This is a genomic window from Paraflavisolibacter caeni (assembly GCF_025628885.1).
In the GTDB taxonomy this organism is placed as follows: Bacteria; Bacteroidota; Bacteroidia; order Chitinophagales; family Chitinophagaceae; genus Flavisolibacter; species Flavisolibacter caeni.
Genome location: NZ_JAOTIF010000011.1, coordinates 136206 through 153349 on the forward strand (window position 1 = coordinate 136206; position 17144 = coordinate 153349).

Below are 17144 nucleotides of genomic sequence, written 5' to 3' on the forward strand. Positions count from 1 at the left end.
TCACATGCTCTACTTTTTTGTAATGATTCCGTACACAAGACTCTCGTCACTAGACTTACGCAGAATAAATTCCTCCCAATTGCTTCCATTCTTCTTCCACATACGAACAGATCCATCTGCATTAATCTCGTAAGAATATGCTCCGTTTAACATTGGTCCGGCTGTTTTATCTTGATAGGTCCTATTTGAGGTTCCTGCGAATAATATGTTATGCTCATTTTGTTCAAATGTTCCTCTACCTAATTGGGGACAGAATTTTTTCTCTCTGTAACCGCTATATTGATTTTCCTGGAAAAGTAAAGAAACTTGAACTGTATCCTTAGAATCACGATGGAAGTAACCAACGTATGTTCCATTAAAAGAATTTAGATTAACATTCGATTTTCCACACGAAAACAATAGCCACAACATACATATCCATATAAATATTTGTTTCATTGTTTTTGGCTTTGCCCTGTTTAGGCAAATAACGCGCCGAAAATATTAATTCCAGATTTTAAGTTTAAAACTATAGATTATCAAGGCTATTGAAGTTACAAATAGCAAGAAACCTTTACTTTTTTATAAAAAAACCCTTTAACTCAATAATTAATTGAAGTTAAAGGGTTCAAATACAAATTCTTAAAAATCCGGATGTATGCCTGTATAATTATGGGGACTAATAGCTTTCAGCTCTTTTTTTACAGCATCGCTAATATCCAGTGTGTCAATGAAGTGGTGAATTGCTTTTTGATTGATTTCAGACTTCCCACGCGTCAGATCCTTAAGCGCTTCATAAGGGTTAGGGATTTGTTCACGCCTTAATATAGTTTGGATAGCTTCTGCAACGACAGCCCAATTATGTTCAAGGTCTAAGTTGATCTTTTCTTCATTCAATACTAGTTTATTGATGCCCTTTTCGATAGATTTAAATGCAAGAATAGTATGGGAAATCGGCAATCCAATATTGCGTAATACGGTAGAGTCTGTTAAATCTCTCTGAAGACGGGAGACAGGTAGTTTAGCAGACAGGTGCTCAAGCAATGAATTCGCTAAGCCAAGGTTCCCTTCAGCGTTTTCAAAGTCAATAGGGTTTACTTTATGCGGCATGGCAGATGAACCAACTTCCCCCTTTTTTACTTTTTGTTTAAAGTAGTCCATTGAAATGTACGTCCAAACGTCCCGGCAAAAGTCAATCAGGATATTGTTGATCCGCTTAATGGCGTCGAAATGGGCTGCTAAATTGTCGTAATGTTCAATTTGCGTGGTAAACTGTGAACGTTGTAGTCCCAACACTGAATCAACAAATTCATTAGCGAATCCAATCCAATCTGTTTTAGGAAAGGTGATATGGTGAGCATTGAAATTACCTGTTGCTCCACCGAATTTGGCCGAAAAAGGAATTGCAATTAATTGGTCCACCTGGTTGTGAATACGTTCAACAAATACCATGATTTCTTTACCCAACTTGGTTGGGCTGGCTGGCTGACCGTGTGTTCGGGCCAACATGGAAATACTTTTCCATTGGGTGGCCAACAGCTTGAATTGTGTATTTAAATTCAAAAGTGCGGGAAGAAGTTCAAACTCCAGTGCATGCTTCCACAGTAAAGGGATAGCTGTATTATTAACATCCTGTGATGTAAGGCCAAAGTGTACCCACTCCTTTGCGCTTTCCTCGCCAGCCTTTTCCAATTCTTTCTTGATAAAATATTCAACGGCCTTTACATCATGATTGGTAGTGGCCTCAATTTCTTTAATTTGAGCTGCATGTTCAACACTGAAATTCTCTTTCAGTTCATTTAAATGCTTTACAGCTTTGGGTGAAAGCTTGAAAAAATTTTTCTGTGATAGAAAGAAAAGGTATTCAATTTCAATCATTACCCGGTATTTGATAAGGGCATATTCCGAAAAATATTCATCCAGGTGCTGAACTTGCCTGCGGTACCTTCCATCGATAGCTGAAATGGCTGTAAGAGAATTTAAGTCCATAAAATTGCGGTCAGGTTTATCTTTGCGGCCAAAATTAAATCATTTGCGTAAGATAAGAGTTGGTGCTGTTAGTTACCTGAACACAAAACCTATGTTATATGGCATTAAACGCCATAAAGTTTTAAATAGGATTGACCTTATTGAAGACTATCCTTCCAGTATCGCAAAACAGTTAATAAAGGGGCAGATCGATATTGGCCTCATTCCTGTAGCCGCAATTCCATATTTAACTGAAGCTCATATTGTTACTGATTTTTGTATTGGTTGCGAAGGACCTGTTGCCTCAGTTTGCATTTTTAGCGAAGTGCCTATTGAAGAAGTTAAAACAGTTTACCTGGATTATCAATCAAGAACATCTGTAAACCTGGCAAAAGTCTTACTGCGGGAATATTGGAAGAAGGACGTTGTTTTGATCGACGCAAAAGGAGAGGAGTACCGCCACGAAATAAAAGGCACTACAGCCGGTGTGGTAATAGGCGATAGGGCATTGCAGCAACGCCATGTTTCCAAATATATATATGATTTAGGTGAAACCTGGATCAAACATACCGGGTTACCCTTCGTTTTTGCAGCCTGGATCGCAAATAAAAAATTGCCGGAAGGTTTTATCGTGGAATTTAACGAAGCCAACGCTTTAGGCTTTCAGCACCTGGATGATGTAATCAAAGAAAATCCATATGCTTTTTTTGATTTAGAGTATTATTATAAAAAAAGTATCAGTTATCAATTAACGCAAGACAAAAGAAAAGGAATGCGGTTGTTTTTAGAAAAAATCAGCTTAGTAACCTCCTGTTGATATAATAGTAATAACTATTAACATAAGCTCAACATAAAACAGCCCTTTTCATAGGCCTGTTTTATGTTGAGCTGTAATAAGGTCAAATTCAGGAAATTTTCCCCATCCTGCCATTTTTATAGTCGGCATACCCCTTAATGATATTCTTTAATACTTGCATCCGCTTTTCATTGTAAAGCAAGTTGTTTTTAATCCTGTTCAGAATACTTTTCTTTATTTCCTTAATGTCTTCCGGAAATAATTTTGAGTATTTTTCACTGAGATAAAAATAATTTCTAACAGTGTAGTACATTCTAATTGGAGAATGAAGGGTGCGAGGCGTAAGAGAAAGGTTTTTTAATGACCTGTGTTGTGATACGACTCCTAATGAGTGTTGTAGAAAGATATCTTGGACTTTTACAATTTCATAGCCAACTGCTTTCGCATGAAAGCAGTATTCATGGTCAACATTATCTATAAATAGGGCTACATCAAACCCTTTTAATTCATTGAAAATTTTCAAATTGACCAGGCTGCCCGAAGTGATTAAATGGTTTACCTGTTGAAAATCACATGGGGATTGAGAAACATTTCTTTCATCATATTCAATTCCAAACATAGCAACATTATCGATGTTCTCATATTGCGAAATGCAATTCAGATAAGCATCAAATACTCCCTTCTCAAAGTAGGAGTCCTGGTCCATAGTTAATAACCAATCAAATCCATTTTTGATCGCAATGGTTGCTGCTTCATTCAAACGTTTGGATATGCCTTCGTTTTTACCATTATGTATGAAGTGAACATCCTTATTTTCCCAAAGAGGACGAATAATTTCCTGGTTTGATATCTCACTGTTGTCAACAACGATTAGTTTATCCAGATAGTGTCGATAGGTATCAACTCGTTCAATTAATGCTTCATCCGGGTTATAAAGAATAACTACACCTGCAAGTTTCATTATTGATTTTCTTTAAAAAGAATGAAGATGTTTTCGTGTTGGAAGTAAGCCTCGTAGTCTATGTTTTCTAAAGCCTTAAAAAATGTTTTGGTACAATCAGGCTTATACCGGTCATGTAATTCAATAATTAAGAGTTTGGTTTTATGAAGCCATGAATTATTACCAGAAAAAACTTCCTTTTCTGCACCTTCAATATCCATTTTGACAATATCAACTTGATCCCAGTTTCTTTCTGCCAGGATACTGTCTATTGTAATACCTTGAATAGCATTCTCATTGGTCTTTTCTACCATGAAGCTTGCTGCTAATGAATCCGGATTAGAGATATTAACCTTCTCTTCCTTATACCAAATAGCTGCATGTTTACATATAATATTATTATATGCTGTTGTATTCTTTTCCAGTAAGTGAAAGTTATTGGGCTCTGGTTCTACTGCAACGATTTCTGTATCAGGAAAAATGTAAGAAAAATACAAGGAGGCAAAACCAACATTGGCACCGGCATCAATGATTTTCTTAGGTTGAATCGGTACTATATGCTTTAATTCATATTGCTTCTCATAAAATACTTGCCGGAAAATTGCCTGGTCAGAATAATTGTTACGAAGCCAAACATCATTTTTAAAAAACGAAGTTTTGATCTTGAAGAAAGGTTCTTTTGCCTTTGACAGACCTGAAAATAAACTCCAACCATCTTTTAACCCATAAGTTCTTATCCACGTTATTAATTCAACATTGTATATTGCTATTTTTCTGATACCGGTTTTTTCGTAGATACCCATCTTAAATTTGCGTTAATGAGTGATTGTTTTATTTCTATTTGTATTCCTGCTTATAAGCGTACTGATTATCTGCAGCGTCTGCTTCAATCAATAGCGGTGCAAACATATCGAGATTTTGAGGTAATTGTTACAGACGATAGTCCAAATGATGAAGTAAAACAGCTTTGCAACCAATATTCTGGTAGTTTTCCCCTTCATTTTTATAAAAATCCACAAAATCTGAATACTCCTGAAAACTGGAATGAAGGTATCCGCAAGTCAAAAGGGGAGTGGATAAAGCTGGTTCATGACGATGACTGGTTCTCTTCACCTGAAAGCCTTGCAAAATTTGCCGAAGCTGCAAAAAAGCATCCTGGACATACTTTTTTCTTCTCCGCCTATACGAATATTTATGAAGGAACGGGCCGGATGCAGGAAATGAGGCTGAAACCTTTCTGGAGTAAGGCCCTATTGCAAAATCCTATGGTTTTGATTTCAGATAATGTAGTAGGCCCCCCAAGTGTAACCATGCATAAGAACGATAAAACCACTTGGTACGATCGGAATATGAAGTACGTAGTGGACATCGATTTTTATATCAGGTACTTGGAAAATACAAGGCCATATTATATTGATGAGCCCTTAATCAATGTAGGCATTAACCAGGCGCAAGTAACAAAATACACATTTGGCGTGCCGGAAGTGCATTTGAAAGAAAGCTTACTCTTATTGGAGAAAACTGGCCCAAAGCATTTAAAGAATATGATTGTGTTTGACGGCTGGTGGAGGCTGATCCGTAATTTTTCAGTAAAAAACGTCGATCAATTATGTGCTTTTGGCTATAATGGACCAGTGCCTCAGATTATTGAACGCATCATTCAATTCCAAAACAGAATTCCTGCAGGCCTGCTGAAAAATGGAATTATTTCAAAATCCTTAATGTCATGCTGTTATCTCCTGGGCCGTAACAAAATATAAGTCCTCAGCAAATCAAATAAAGGAAATTGACTTTAGCAACTGGCATCACTGATGAGATCAATTATTGCCCATTCACTACTTCAGTAGCTTTCCCAGCCAAAGTGCGGCATACTGCTTAGTATAAAAAATGGCAGCAAACATATACCAGCGCCAATCAGGGTAGAACTTCTTCATGAAAGTTGCGTGATTCTTTATGCCCATTTTTTTGACGGCCATGAGCTTGTCTTTCGAAGAACTCCCTTTATGTACATGCATCACTTTTGCTTCAGGTATAAAGTGAATTTCATAGCCGAGTTTTTGAAAATCCCAGCACCAAAGCACGTCTTCACAATACATGAAAAAATCATCAGCCAATTTTTCTCCTGGAAGTTGTTTGAGTATCTTTTTAGGAAACATCATAAACGTTCCCCATACCCAGTCACATTTAATAAAGTGCTGGTGATCAAAATAGTGATGCAGCATAGTTTTTTCCTGCTTTTCCTTAGGCAGGAATTTGTAAACTGGTAACACCTCCATAACCTCCCAACTAATCGTTCTGAACTTGCGGCAGTTATACTGAATACGCCCATCCGGGTAATGTAGCTGAGCAGTAGTCATACCTGCCTCCGGATGTTGCAGCATATAATCGTAACAGATCTTGGGCGCATTATTGATCAGTTCTGTATCACTATTCAACAAAAGAACATAATCCCCCTTTGCATGTTGTAACCCAAGGTTGTTCCCTCCTGTAAAACCTGTATTTTCATGGCTGACAACTAAAATAATGTGGGGAAACTTTTCTAAAAATAGCTGAGGGTCACACTCTTTCGATGCATTGTCAACCAGTATGATTTCATAACTCAAACCTTGCACCTTTTCCTGGATTGATTGAATGCAATTGGAAGTTAACTGAAATGTATTGTAATTGATGATAATGATCGAAAGCTGCATGGGGTGTTAAATGGTTTAATAAACCTTATAAAAGAACGGCTTGTTAAGCAAAATTCTGAAAAAGTAGCGCATCAGTATGACCATATTTTGAATATAGCCACCAACATTCTGCCATGAAAACCTGGACTTTCCACCTTTCAGGATCTTTTCAAGAAGAAGCCCGAAAATAAAAATGGGAATTTCAAAAATAAAGATGGCCCAGATGATTAGAAACCATAGTATGCCATGTTGCTTCCTGACCCGGACAAATTGTGATACCAGTATTTGTCTTCCCTTCTTATTCCAGAGGTTTTTGCTGTTTTCATTTTCTTCAGTTTCATAATAATCACCACTGGTACCTCCTCCAAGGTGAATCACCTTGGGTTCTTCATATAGGTAAAGCTTGCCATTTTTGCGCAACCTGCTGCACCATTCAATTTCTTCGGCATACATGAAAAAATCACTATCCAAAAGACCGGAACTTGGCAACACATCTCTGCGTACCATCAAAAAGGCACCTACCACCCAATCTACTTCAACTTTGTCTGAAACAGTTTGAACACTGGGAACCTTCGACCCAAGTCTATAACCCATATATCGGATAAAACGCCCAAGGTAGGGTAGGGGCAATAAAAAGTTCAGACTGCCTTTAATAAAATGCGCTCCTGAAATCTGGTGAGTACCATCTGGATTGAGCAGTTGAACGCCACAAGCCACCGCTTCTTGATCTTGTTCAAAGAGATCAATGGTTTTATCTAGAGCGCCACCCTGAACAATGGTGTCTGCATTCAGCAGCAGAATGTTTTCACCCTTGGCTATTTTGATGCCCTCATTGTTCGCCCTGGCAAACCCTGCATTATAGCCGGTTTGTAGCCATATGATCCCTGGAAATGCAGAACGGATTTTTTCTTCACTATCGTCCCCGGAATTGTTATCTACGACAATGATCTCAAATGTGTGCCGGGCAGTTTCTTTATATACGCTTTCAATACAGTTCAGCACATGATGAGCAGATTTGTAATTGATGATAATGATTGAAAGCTTCATTCGCAAAACTGTAATTTAATAACAAACCTGACAGGCTTCCCTTGGCCTGTCAGGCAAAACCATTGAAATAATGTTAAACTATCGCCCAATTCAGCGATCCCCAACTCCCAACATCAAACTCCAAACCCCAAACTACAAAAGCTCCTCCTTCCTATACCCCTGCAGTTCCTTCTTTCGTATACTCATAATAATGCCGCCGAAAAACAGGATATATACAATGATCATTCCCCAGAATACTAAATTGTAAGATGTTTTATAAACCTGGGGTTCAAATCGGAAAGTGATGGTATGCTTGCCTGCAGGAATGGGCATACCGCGCAACACATAGTCAACCTTGTAATGATCTGTTTTTTTACCATCAATATAAGCATTCCAGCCTGCTGGATAGTAAATCTCACTGAAAACAGCAAACTGAGGTGTTGCCGCATTGGTTACATATTCAATAGTATCATTATTATAATGAGTCAATTGAATAGTGGCGGTAGAATCAAATGCTACCTGTGAAGCAGTAATGTTCTGGGTAGTTTTATCAAAGAAGGCTGTATGTTTTGGATCAAAATTGTCCAATGCCTTGATTTCTTCTACAGGACCATTTACCGGGTGTAATGTTTTTACAAACCACGCCGCACCCATAGCACTGTCATTTTTCTGAATGTTGATTGATCCACTTCCCTGTTGATCTGGGATCAGGAAGTAACGGGTGTCCAGCATATTCAAAACTGGCATATTCAACGAGTTCTTGGAAAACTGGGTTTCTATTAGATCCTGGTAAATCCTCAATTTGGCAGGGTGGTATCCACCAAGTGAACGGTGATAATAAGAGGTTCTTGACTCGCTGAATCGGTCTGGTGAAAGATTGTAAACACGGAAGTGTGGATCGGTATCTTTTAAGATAGCCTGGTCTGCAGCAGTCAACTTAAAATTGAGATCCGTATAAGCATCTTTATCAACATAAACATCTTCACTCAGGTATTTTTTGCCTATAGCGAATAAATCTATAGTATTAGCCACAAGCAATACAACGGCTACAACCACTGGCGACAAAACTTTCTTCATCCGGAAATACAACAACCCAAGAAGTAGCAAACCAAATCCGATTAGTCGCATGATATCACTTCCAAACATTGACTTCCTGGCAGCTTTCAATGAACTTACGATCATATGGCCAGTATCTCCACCTCCTTGTTGACTATAAGCTGCAATAATTTGCTCGTCAATGGGTGATCCATAATCGTTGACGAGGTAAATAAATCCTGCCAATGCTACTAGTCCACCTGCAGCATACAAAATGGGTTTAAAGTTGTTTTTAAGCTGTTCCTCATCCATTTGAAACAACAACTTCTGCAGACAAAGCACTGCCATTAATGGAACGAGTAATTGTGGAATAACCAATGCCATCGACGGCGCCCTGAACTTACTGTACATTGGCAATACATCGAATAAAATACTGTTGAACCCGGAAAAGTATTTGCCCCACGCCATGAAGATGCCTAAAACAACAGCAGCCAAAATCCACCACCTGTGATGCGAGCGTAATATTGCTAACCCAATGGCAAATAACAGGAAGCTTAGTGCACCAATATAAGCTGGGCCTGAAGTGCTTTCAAGTCCACCCCAGTATTTGGGTAAGGAACTGGCCAGTTGAACAGCAGCATTTTCTGGTATATTTTTATCAGCCAGTTCTTTGACCAACTTGGATTCTTCATCAAAAGTTTCAGAACTGCTACCGCCAAATGCATGCGGCATAAACAGAGTAACTACTTCACTTTTTGCTATACTCCACATGAAGGCATAGTCCTGGTCAAGTCCGGTAGTCTTTTTCTCTACAACTCCTCCGGTTTGGGAGGTCTCTATATTCTTTCCTCCACGCATGGTATATTTAGCATACTCATAGGTGGGGAACAATGTAACCGCGGCTGCGGCCACCCCAAGCACTGCTCCTAATACAGCTAGGGAGAGTGCAATGGCAGTGTGTTTCCATTCACCATTTTTGATCCATCTGATCAAATAACTGATCGTCATAAAACCAGCCGCAATGAGTAGATAGTAATTGATCTGGGGGTGGTTGGCGGTAACTTCCGCAGCAGCAAACAGGGCCGTCACTGCAATACCGATCCAGTATTTTTTTTCATACAGCCATACTAGTCCTGCTAATAGGGCAGGGGCGAAGCAAAGCGCTGCCATCTTGGTGCTATGACCGGCACTGATAATAACTGGGTTATAGGTCGCATAAGCAAATGCTAGCGCTCCAAAAATTCCCACATAGGGGTTTGCCCTGAAGGCTAAGCAAAGTATGTAAAAGCAAACACAGGCAAGAAAGAAAAAGTTAGCCGGTTCCGGTAGTCCCAGGCTTAGAACATGGATAAAGCTGATTAAAACATCAGGACTTTTAATCAATACCTGGTAATTGGGCATCCCGCTGAAAAGATGTGTATTCCACAGGGGGAGGTTGCCATATTTATTATAATGGTTGATGGCATCCTGCGACATGCCCTTAGCCCCAACAATATCATGCTGTTGCAATACCTTACCTTCCAATGCAGGTTGGCAAAAGATCAGGGCAAAAACTAAAAAGGTAACAATTGCTATAAGATGAGGGAGCAGCTTTTGAAAGATGCTTTTATTCATATGCCGTTTTTTATAAACGGGGCAAAATAAGGCTATTTTATTTGTAGTATAAATTTTACGCTCCTAATTTCGTTCAACATTTTACGCCAACAGAAAACTTAATACCACAAACTTCAAACTAATGTTGCTTCGGTTTTTCTCAAGAGTGGCTTTTATTTTTAATATATTTTTCCTGCTAGCAGTTGCATTACAATATAAATCATTTATTAAAGAAGAAAGTATAGCCTACAATTTGATTATTATAAGCTTCTTTCCGGCTGTTTTCTTATTTAGCCCTATCATTAATATTACTTACTTTATTGTTTTATTGATGAAAAGAAATTTATTTGCGCTGGTGCCTAAGTGGCTGGTGCTTACTAACTTCATTATGTTGATCATACAAATTCTTTATATAATTATTGTATTAAATGATTCATTCTATTATTAAAAACAGGTCTATCAGGCTTTTCATTGTGTTGGGAGGTTTTTTTATTACCAATGCGCTCTTGGCTGAAATCATGGGGTCTAAACTGTTTTCTCTGGAGAAAACTTTCGGATTAGATCCTTTTAACTTTCATATCCTGGGCAATTCTTTTTCATTCAATCTAACAGCCGGTGTTTTGTTGTGGCCTGTGGTATTTATAATGACCGACATTATCAATGAATATTACGGCCCTAAAGGTGTGCGTTTCCTCTCATTTTTTACAATAGTGTTGATTGTTTACGCCTTTTTAATGTTCTCTGGTGCCATTGGATTATACCCGGCAGACTTCTGGGCAAAGAATTACTACAAAGGTGTTCCTGATAGCAATCTTGCATTTGCTGGAATTTTTGGGCAGAGCCAGTCTATCATCATTGCCTCCTTGATTGCTTTTTTACTGGGACAGCTATTAGATGTCTACATATTTCATAAGATCAAAGAGTCAACTGGAGAGAAAGGTATCTGGCTTAGGGCAACAGGCTCTACACTGGTATCACAATTCATCGACTCTTTTGTGGTGTTATTTATTGCTTTTTATATCGCCCCACGACTTTCGGCTAGGATACAGCCTTGGTCCTTTGGTCAGGTGATGACAATTTGTATCGGAAATTACTTATACAAGTTCATTGTGGCTATTGTCCTCACCCCAGTGATCTACCTGATTCATGGCTGGATCGAAAAGTATCTTGGTCACGAAACCGCAAAACAAATGAAACTGGCTGCCATGCAATCCACCAAATAATCTACTACATATACCAAATAAGAAGCCCTCAACTTTCATTCAGTTGAGGGCTTCTTATTTATAGAATAATATATAGCTACGGCTTTGCAGCGCTGCCCTCCCCTTTAGGGGCAGGGGGTGTGGCTTGGCTTGTGATTACTTTTAATCATCCTCACCACAATCTTATCAATCGGCAGTGTCACTCTATCTTCACTAACTGTGTCCCAATCTATAAACCGGAAAGTTTCAATTTCATTGCACTTATTATAACGGGTTAGCTGTTCTTCATCAAAGTCAAATTCAATATCACTTAAACGCACATTGATGGGTTCAAGTGGCTTCACAAAATAATAGATTGAAATGATCTGTTGCCCCGGCCGGAAGGCGGACTCCTGGTAATAGTCAGTAGTATAAATATGATCCAGCACTTCCACTTTTAGGTTCATTTCTTCCATGAATTCACGCCTGAGACAGTCTCTGGTGCCTTCTCCAAATTCAAGCCCCCCACCTGGGAACTTGGTATAATATTTTCCACGGATATACTCATCTGCAACCAAAAGTTGTCCCTTTTCATTGATTAAAATGCCGTAAACTCTTATATTAAATTGACTCATTAACTAAAGATTTTCTTGCGAAGGAAAAACCAGCCTATCACAATTGAAATGGTGAATGATAAGAATGCTACAAGGTAAAATGCATAAGGAGAATGTTCAAAACCACTGGGTACATTCATTCCAAATAAAGACGCGATCAATACAGGAAAGCTAAGTACAATCGTGATTACTGCGAGCCTTTTCAAAACCTGGTTCTGGTTGTTAGCAATAATACTGGCATAAGCATCCAGCGTGCTGCTTAGGATGTTTGTATAAATGTTTGCCATCTCTAGGGCCTGCGAATTATCTACGATCAAATCGTTTAGGTACTCCTTTTCATCTTCATTCAGTCCGAGAAAGTTTGTCCGCTCCAGTTTCATAAACAATAACTCATTCGAGCGTAATGCCGTAACAAAATACACCAGGCTTTTTTGAATGCGCATCAACTGAAGCAGTTGTTCATTCCTGTTAGCGTCATACAACTGTTGCTCAAGTACATTTCTGCGCTGGTTGATCTCTTTAAGATACTCCATGAAATTCTGCACCACCTTTTCAAACACTTTCAGCACCATCATGTTTTTCTTGTCTGGATGCCGGTTCTGGTAAGTGTTTAAAAACTTCTTCATTGCCGGGTTCTCAAAAGAGTTTACCGTAACAATCTGGTTGTGCGTTAATATAATACAGATGGGTATAGTAATATAATAAGCATCACTTTCATTAAAAGAGTTGTTGACAGTAGGTGTTTTGATAACGATCAAACGCACATTATCTTCTTCCTCAAAGCGCGTCCGTTCATCGATATCAAGAGAGTCGGTTAAAAAGTCTATGGGAATTTCCAATAATTCCGAAAGTTCAGTAAACTCTTCATGTTTCAAGGGGGGTAGCACATTCACCCATGTTCCGTTCTCCGGCTTTTCGGTTTGAATCGTTTTATGGTCTATGTTTATAAAGTACTGAATCACTGAATTTGGAATTTAAATTACACCTTAATAATACCACGAATCGATTGCTTAAAAGTCCATTTGTCCGGAAAAAACCCTCAATGCCGGTCCTTGCAGCCAAATATTTTGGTAACTGTCTCCGATTTTATCGTATTCTACGCTTAGATTTCCGCCAAGTGTCTGAATTTCCACTCTGTTGAATCCATTATCATTATGATGACATACTAGGGCTGCTGCTGTAACGCCCGTTCCACAGGAATAAGTCTCGTCTTCAACACCTCGCTCATATGTGCGCACAATGATCCGGTCGGGCTCTTCCAATTGCTCGACAAAGTTAACATTGATACCTTGTTCCTTGAATTCTGGACTATAGCGCACCTCTCGGCCTTTTTCATAAACATCCAGTTTCATAACATCCTCTGTAAGCTCCACAAAATGCGGTGAACCTGTGTTTAATATAAAATGATCGTCTACATACCTGATTTCCTTTACATCATTCATCTTCAACGATACAGTTCCATCGATATCAACGGTGGCTTCATGCGCTCCATCAATGGCAATGAATTTATATGTCGTCCTTACAATCCCTAGATCATAGGCGAACTTAACCAAGCAACGCCCGCCATTGCCACACATGCTGCTTTCTCTTCCATCCGCATTATAATATTTCATCTCGAAATCATAATCCGGGTGATTATTCAGTAGCATAAGACCATCGGCACCTACACCAAAACGGCGGTTACATATTTGATTAATCTGTTCTACAGATAGATTAATATACTGTTGCCCTCTATTATCCAGGATCACAAAATCATTTCCTGTTCCCTGGTATTTATAAAATTGAATGCGCATAGATTAACAATTGCTTAATATTTCCAACGTTTTTTTGACCAAATTTTCAACCGAAGCCTTACCATCCTTAGTGAATTCTTTACTCACTCTATTGGCTACAATAGTGTTGAGCGATAGGCAATGATGCCCTAAAAGCCGCCCTAATCCATAGATTCCCGAAGTTTCCATCTCAAAATTCGTAATACGATGCTGGCCAAAGATAAACTGAGTAAGGTTATTAATTAGTTGTGGGTTTTTAACACCTAATCTAAGAACTCGGCCTTGAGGACCATAAAACCCTGGGCAGGTAACGGTGATGCCATGAAAAAAGTCTTTAACAAAATGTTTAAGTAAAGAGGGAGAAGCGCTGCTGATATAAGGCTGGCTCATTTGTGCCTGGATTTGCGTTTGAGTACAAAAAGACTGCAGTAACTGCTTTTCTTCCTCATTATGTTCTAAACGGTAATAATGCAACAGGTTATCTAACCCAAGACCGTGAGTGGCCGCAACCAAAGAATCAACAGGAATGTCCCTCTGCAGTGACCCTGAAGTGCCAACTCGTAATATATTCAGGGTCGTTAAATTTTCCTTGATGATCCTTGTTTCAAAATCAATATTTACTAAGGCATCTATTTCATTGAGTACTATATCTATATTATCTGTACCAATACCAGAAGAAATAACTGTTAATCTCTTCTTACCTAGAGTGCCCGTATGAGAAACAAATTCTCTATGCTGCCTTTTGACTTCTATGGTATCAAAATACTTACTGACTTGAGGTACCCTGCCAGGATCCCCGACTGTGATAACGGTAGTTGCCAATTCCTCAGGGCGAAGATCAAGATGGTAAACTGCTCCACGTTCGTTGATGATAAGTTCTGATGCTGCAATTGGCTGCATGACAAAAGGAAAATTAAAAATGAAAAACCTACTTTAACTTGGTAAAAATATCCTATTTTCGCACCCGATTCAAAAAACGAGTAACATTAATACTCCTGGTACCGTGGCCGAGTGGCTAGGCAGAGGTCTGCAAAACCTCCTACAGCAGTTCGAATCTGCTCGGTACCTCAAGTTCCCGCCTATAGCGGGAATTTTTGCTTTAATAACTTCACAAGTTATACCGGAGAATCTTTATCAAATGCTAAACTTGTGAACGATTAAACCAGTAAACTTTTTAAAATGCTCTCCAAAGAAGAAAAAGACTTTTTGATTTATTGGGAGGCCAACCGCCTGAACAACAAAAGATTTCTGCGCCAGTTTAGCATTGGTCTGCCTATTGGGGTATTTCTGGTGGCTGCTGTTTTTGTTAACATTTTATCCGGTTGGTATAAAAAAGCCGATATGATCATCCGGAGCAATTCATCGATACTGGTAACCATCCTGGTTGCCCTTGTAGGTATCGCCATCTTTTTAACCATATTTTCCAGTCGCTATAAATGGGAGCAAAACGAACAGCGCTACCTCGAACTAAAGGAAAAGGAAAAGAGAGAGGAATCCCTGCAATAAAAAACTTATTACTTTCTTCCAATTAGCTTTTCCAATCCGACCCTAAATGACCGCTTATGTCCTGTTTTGAGTGCACTAAAACTACGTGAATCCTTCGTTGCTGAAGCATACCTAAGCCATACCTACTCCCTACCAAAGCCCTATCAAAGCCTAGGATAAAGCATGAAAATGGTAAATTCCCATTTCTCGGCAATCCCCAAACTCCAAATCTCAATATCACAAAATTCCGAATTCCGAATTCCGAAATCCCAAATCCACTCTACCATCTATCATTCATAATCTTTTCTCTCTCCCTCCTTTCTTTCAGTCCTAACTTTAAACAAAAACTGATAAATAGCAAACCTGGAAGCGATAATTGTCAGGTTATCCTCATCATATGTCTTCTAATTTCGGCCCTTCACATCCTATTTACTATAAATATTATACATGGTGATCAAAGACATGACGAGGCCAACCGATCTGCATGGCCATGCAAAAGGAACAGGGCCTTTGCGTACGCAGAAGCCAGTCTACATGGATTTCTTACCACCCTGCAACAATGCTTGTCCCGCTGGTGAAAACATTCAGTCTTGGTTGGCTTTAGCTCAGGAAGGCAAACATGAGGAGGCCTGGCAGAAGTTGGTAGAAGAGAATCCAATGCCCTGTGTTCATGGAAGAGTGTGCTATCACCCTTGTGAAAGTGCCTGCAACCGTGCTTTTGTGGATAGCCCGGTTAGTATCCATGCAGTGGAGCGTTTTCTTGGTGATAAAGCATTGGAGGAAGGATGGAAAATTAAATGTACCACTCCAAAATCTGGTAAGAGGGTGCTGGTAATTGGTGGTGGCCCAAGTGGATTATCTGCGGCCTACCATCTCACCCGAGCTGGCCATGAAGTGGAAATATATGAAGCCGGACCAGTTGCCGGTGGCATGATGCACTTTGGTATTCCTGCTTACCGTCTGCCACGTAATATATTACAAGCCGAGATCCAGCGTATCCTTGATTTAGGTGTTAAAATAAAACTCAATTATAAAGTAGATAATGTCCTGAAGGAAAAAGAAGCAGGCAACTTTGATGTTGTATTTGTTGCCATTGGAGCAGGCCTCGCCAAAAAAATTGACATCCCCGGACAGGCTGCTGCTAAAATGTTGGACGCTGTGAGCTTCTTACGTGATGTAGAAACAGGTAATGTGCCTAAGTTAGGCCGTAAGGTAGCTGTTTATGGTGGTGGCAACACAGCCATGGACGCTGCCCGTACTGCTAAGCGTCTAGGTGCTGACGAAGCTTTCATCATTTATCGTCGCGATCGTGAAAACATGCCCGCACACGACTTTGAGGCAGATGAAGCTTTGACTGAAGGGGTAAAGATCAACTGGCTGCGTACCATTAAGGCTGTTGATGATACCACCTTTACGGTAGAAATAATGGAATTGGAAAATGGCCAATTGAAAGCTTCCGGCCGCTATGAAACCTTGGAAGCAGACTCCCTCATTTTGGCTGTTGGACAGGATACAGACACAAACTTCCTATCTCAAATTCCTGGCGTCGAACTCAAGAAAGACGGTACTGTAATTGTCGGTCCCAATATGATGACTGGTCACGAAGGAATCTTTGCTGGGGGTGATATGACCCCAAGCGAGCGTACGGTAACAATTGCAACTGGTCATGGTAAAAAGGCTGCCCGTTACATTGATGCTTATCTGAAACAAACAGATTATATCAAAACTCCGAAACATCCGCTCGTTGGATATGAAAAGCTTCATGTATGGTATAAAACAGAAGCACCAAAGCGCGAACAGGAAATGTTAGCTGCTGAACAGCGGGTTGCCAGCTTTGATGAAATATTGGCTGGGTTATCACCGGAGCAAGCCCTATTTGAGGCACAACGCTGTCTCTCTTGTGGCAATTGCTTCGAGTGTGATGGATGCTATGGATCATGCCCGGAAGAAGCCGTGATTAAGTTAGGTCCCGGCAACCGGTATGAATATGATTATAATAAATGCACCGGTTGTGCCGTCTGCTACGAGCAATGCCCGGTTCATGCTATTGAAATGGTATCAGAAAAAATCAGTGAAAAGTAATTGG

The 17144-nt window shown here is 39.6% G+C and carries 16 protein-coding genes and 1 tRNA gene; 6 read left to right on the forward strand and 11 right to left on the reverse strand.

Annotated features, from left to right (window positions below; translation table 11 throughout):
- Positions 1 to 9: 9 nt before the first annotated feature.
- Together OCK74_RS14575 and purB are read right to left on the reverse strand one after the other, a co-directional pair.
- Positions 10 to 438, reverse strand: coding sequence for a hypothetical protein (locus tag OCK74_RS14575; protein ID WP_279297782.1), 429 nt, complete (start codon positions 436 to 438; stop codon positions 10 to 12).
- A 183-nt stretch (positions 439 to 621) separates the two neighbouring features.
- Positions 622 to 1968 carry an adenylosuccinate lyase gene (gene purB / locus OCK74_RS14580; protein WP_279297783.1) on the reverse strand — a complete coding sequence of 449 codons (1347 nt, stop codon included), beginning with the start codon at positions 1966 to 1968 and terminating at the stop codon, positions 622 to 624.
- Positions 1969 to 2011: 43 nt separating this feature from the next.
- On the opposite strand from purB, the gene OCK74_RS14585 reads away from it, so the two are divergent.
- Entirely contained in the window at positions 2012 to 2764 is a 753-nt protein-coding gene (locus OCK74_RS14585; protein WP_279297784.1) for a menaquinone biosynthetic enzyme MqnA/MqnD family protein, read from the forward strand.
- 88 nt (positions 2765 to 2852) lie between these two features.
- On the opposite strand, the gene OCK74_RS14590 is transcribed toward OCK74_RS14585, so the two are convergent.
- Complete coding sequence (locus OCK74_RS14590) at positions 2853 to 3704, reverse strand: glycosyltransferase (RefSeq protein ID WP_279297785.1); 852 nt, start codon at positions 3702 to 3704, stop codon at positions 2853 to 2855.
- Entirely contained in the window at positions 3704 to 4486 is a 783-nt protein-coding gene (locus OCK74_RS14595) for an FkbM family methyltransferase (protein ID WP_279297786.1), read from the reverse strand. Before OCK74_RS14595 ends, OCK74_RS14590 begins: the two co-directional genes overlap by 1 nt.
- A 15-nt stretch (positions 4487 to 4501) precedes the next feature.
- On the opposite strand from OCK74_RS14595, the gene OCK74_RS14600 reads away from it, so the two are divergent.
- Positions 4502 to 5443 (forward strand): glycosyltransferase family 2 protein, encoded by a 942-nt coding sequence (locus OCK74_RS14600; protein ID WP_279297787.1) that lies wholly within the window; start codon positions 4502 to 4504, stop codon positions 5441 to 5443.
- 75 nt (positions 5444 to 5518) lie between these two features.
- On the opposite strand, the gene OCK74_RS14605 is transcribed toward OCK74_RS14600, so the two are convergent.
- From OCK74_RS14605 to OCK74_RS14615, 3 genes are all read right to left on the reverse strand, one after another.
- Positions 5519 to 6373, reverse strand: a complete 855-nt coding sequence (locus tag OCK74_RS14605; RefSeq protein ID WP_279297788.1) for a glycosyltransferase family 2 protein — start codon at positions 6371 to 6373, stop codon at positions 5519 to 5521.
- Positions 6374 to 6388: 15 nt separating this feature from the next.
- Positions 6389 to 7399 carry a glycosyltransferase family 2 protein gene (locus OCK74_RS14610; RefSeq protein WP_279297789.1) on the reverse strand — a complete coding sequence of 337 codons (1011 nt, stop codon included), beginning with the start codon at positions 7397 to 7399 and terminating at the stop codon, positions 6389 to 6391.
- A 132-nt stretch (positions 7400 to 7531) separates the two neighbouring features.
- Positions 7532 to 10027, reverse strand: coding sequence for a YfhO family protein (locus tag OCK74_RS14615; protein ID WP_279297790.1), 2496 nt, complete (start codon positions 10025 to 10027; stop codon positions 7532 to 7534).
- Positions 10028 to 10434: 407 nt separating this feature from the next.
- On the opposite strand from OCK74_RS14615, the gene OCK74_RS14620 reads away from it, so the two are divergent.
- On the forward strand, positions 10435 to 11229 hold the full coding sequence (locus OCK74_RS14620; RefSeq protein WP_279297791.1) for a queuosine precursor transporter: 795 nt from the start codon (positions 10435 to 10437) through the stop codon (positions 11227 to 11229).
- Between the two features lie 104 nt (positions 11230 to 11333).
- Here the strand turns inward: OCK74_RS14620 and OCK74_RS14625 are convergent, their stop codons facing one another.
- From OCK74_RS14625 to OCK74_RS14640, 4 genes are read right to left on the reverse strand one after another with little or no spacing between them, the layout of a single operon-like run.
- On the reverse strand, positions 11334 to 11822 hold the full coding sequence (locus tag OCK74_RS14625) for an NUDIX hydrolase (RefSeq protein ID WP_279297792.1): 489 nt from the start codon (positions 11820 to 11822) through the stop codon (positions 11334 to 11336).
- Positions 11822 to 12763: a magnesium transporter CorA family protein gene (locus OCK74_RS14630; protein ID WP_279297793.1), complete on the reverse strand. Its 942-nt coding sequence runs from the start codon at positions 12761 to 12763 to the stop codon at positions 11822 to 11824. The genes OCK74_RS14625 and OCK74_RS14630 overlap by 1 nt, the downstream gene beginning before the upstream one ends.
- A 48-nt stretch (positions 12764 to 12811) precedes the next feature.
- Positions 12812 to 13594 (reverse strand): diaminopimelate epimerase, encoded by a 783-nt coding sequence (dapF, locus tag OCK74_RS14635; protein ID WP_279297794.1) that lies wholly within the window; start codon positions 13592 to 13594, stop codon positions 12812 to 12814.
- A 3-nt stretch (positions 13595 to 13597) separates the two neighbouring features.
- Positions 13598 to 14473 carry a nucleoside phosphorylase gene (locus tag OCK74_RS14640; RefSeq protein ID WP_279297795.1) on the reverse strand — a complete coding sequence of 292 codons (876 nt, stop codon included), beginning with the start codon at positions 14471 to 14473 and terminating at the stop codon, positions 13598 to 13600.
- 97 nt (positions 14474 to 14570) lie between these two features.
- On the opposite strand from OCK74_RS14640, the gene OCK74_RS14645 reads away from it, so the two are divergent.
- From OCK74_RS14645 to OCK74_RS14655, 3 genes are all read left to right on the forward strand, one after another.
- Positions 14571 to 14641 (forward strand) — tRNA-Cys (locus OCK74_RS14645).
- 111 nt (positions 14642 to 14752) lie between these two features.
- The gene (locus OCK74_RS14650) at positions 14753 to 15079 is read left to right on the forward strand and encodes a hypothetical protein (RefSeq protein WP_279297796.1); all 327 of its coding nucleotides are present in this window, start codon (positions 14753 to 14755) and stop codon (positions 15077 to 15079) included.
- 426 nt (positions 15080 to 15505) lie between these two features.
- Entirely contained in the window at positions 15506 to 17140 is a 1635-nt protein-coding gene (locus tag OCK74_RS14655; RefSeq protein ID WP_279297797.1) for an NAD(P)-binding protein, read from the forward strand.
- Positions 17141 to 17144: the final 4 nt, after the last annotated feature.

What these genes read in the sequence shown, in the direction of transcription:
- OCK74_RS14650 (WP_279297796.1), top strand. Translation starts at nt 14,753, where the DNA reads ATGCTCTCCAAAGAAGAAAAAGACTTTTTGATTTATTGGGAGGCCAAC.
- OCK74_RS14615 (WP_279297790.1), bottom strand. Translation starts at nt 10,027, where the DNA reads ATGAATAAAAGCATCTTTCAAAAGCTGCTCCCTCATCTTATAGCAATT.
- OCK74_RS14600 (WP_279297787.1), top strand. Translation starts at nt 4,502, where the DNA reads ATGAGTGATTGTTTTATTTCTATTTGTATTCCTGCTTATAAGCGTACT.
- OCK74_RS14590 (WP_279297785.1), bottom strand. Translation starts at nt 3,704, where the DNA reads ATGAAACTTGCAGGTGTAGTTATTCTTTATAACCCGGATGAAGCATTA.
- OCK74_RS14640 (WP_279297795.1), bottom strand. Translation starts at nt 14,473, where the DNA reads ATGCAGCCAATTGCAGCATCAGAACTTATCATCAACGAACGTGGAGCA.
- OCK74_RS14625 (WP_279297792.1), bottom strand. Translation starts at nt 11,822, where the DNA reads ATGAGTCAATTTAATATAAGAGTTTACGGCATTTTAATCAATGAAAAG.
- OCK74_RS14595 (WP_279297786.1), bottom strand. Translation starts at nt 4,486, where the DNA reads ATGGGTATCTACGAAAAAACCGGTATCAGAAAAATAGCAATATACAAT.
- OCK74_RS14655 (WP_279297797.1), top strand. Translation starts at nt 15,506, where the DNA reads ATGGTGATCAAAGACATGACGAGGCCAACCGATCTGCATGGCCATGCA.
- OCK74_RS14620 (WP_279297791.1), top strand. Translation starts at nt 10,435, where the DNA reads ATGATTCATTCTATTATTAAAAACAGGTCTATCAGGCTTTTCATTGTG.
- OCK74_RS14610 (WP_279297789.1), bottom strand. Translation starts at nt 7,399, where the DNA reads ATGAAGCTTTCAATCATTATCATCAATTACAAATCTGCTCATCATGTG.
- purB (WP_279297783.1), bottom strand. Translation starts at nt 1,968, where the DNA reads ATGGACTTAAATTCTCTTACAGCCATTTCAGCTATCGATGGAAGGTAC.
- OCK74_RS14605 (WP_279297788.1), bottom strand. Translation starts at nt 6,373, where the DNA reads ATGCAGCTTTCGATCATTATCATCAATTACAATACATTTCAGTTAACT.
- dapF (WP_279297794.1), bottom strand. Translation starts at nt 13,594, where the DNA reads ATGCGCATTCAATTTTATAAATACCAGGGAACAGGAAATGATTTTGTG.
- OCK74_RS14575 (WP_279297782.1), bottom strand. Translation starts at nt 438, where the DNA reads ATGAAACAAATATTTATATGGATATGTATGTTGTGGCTATTGTTTTCG.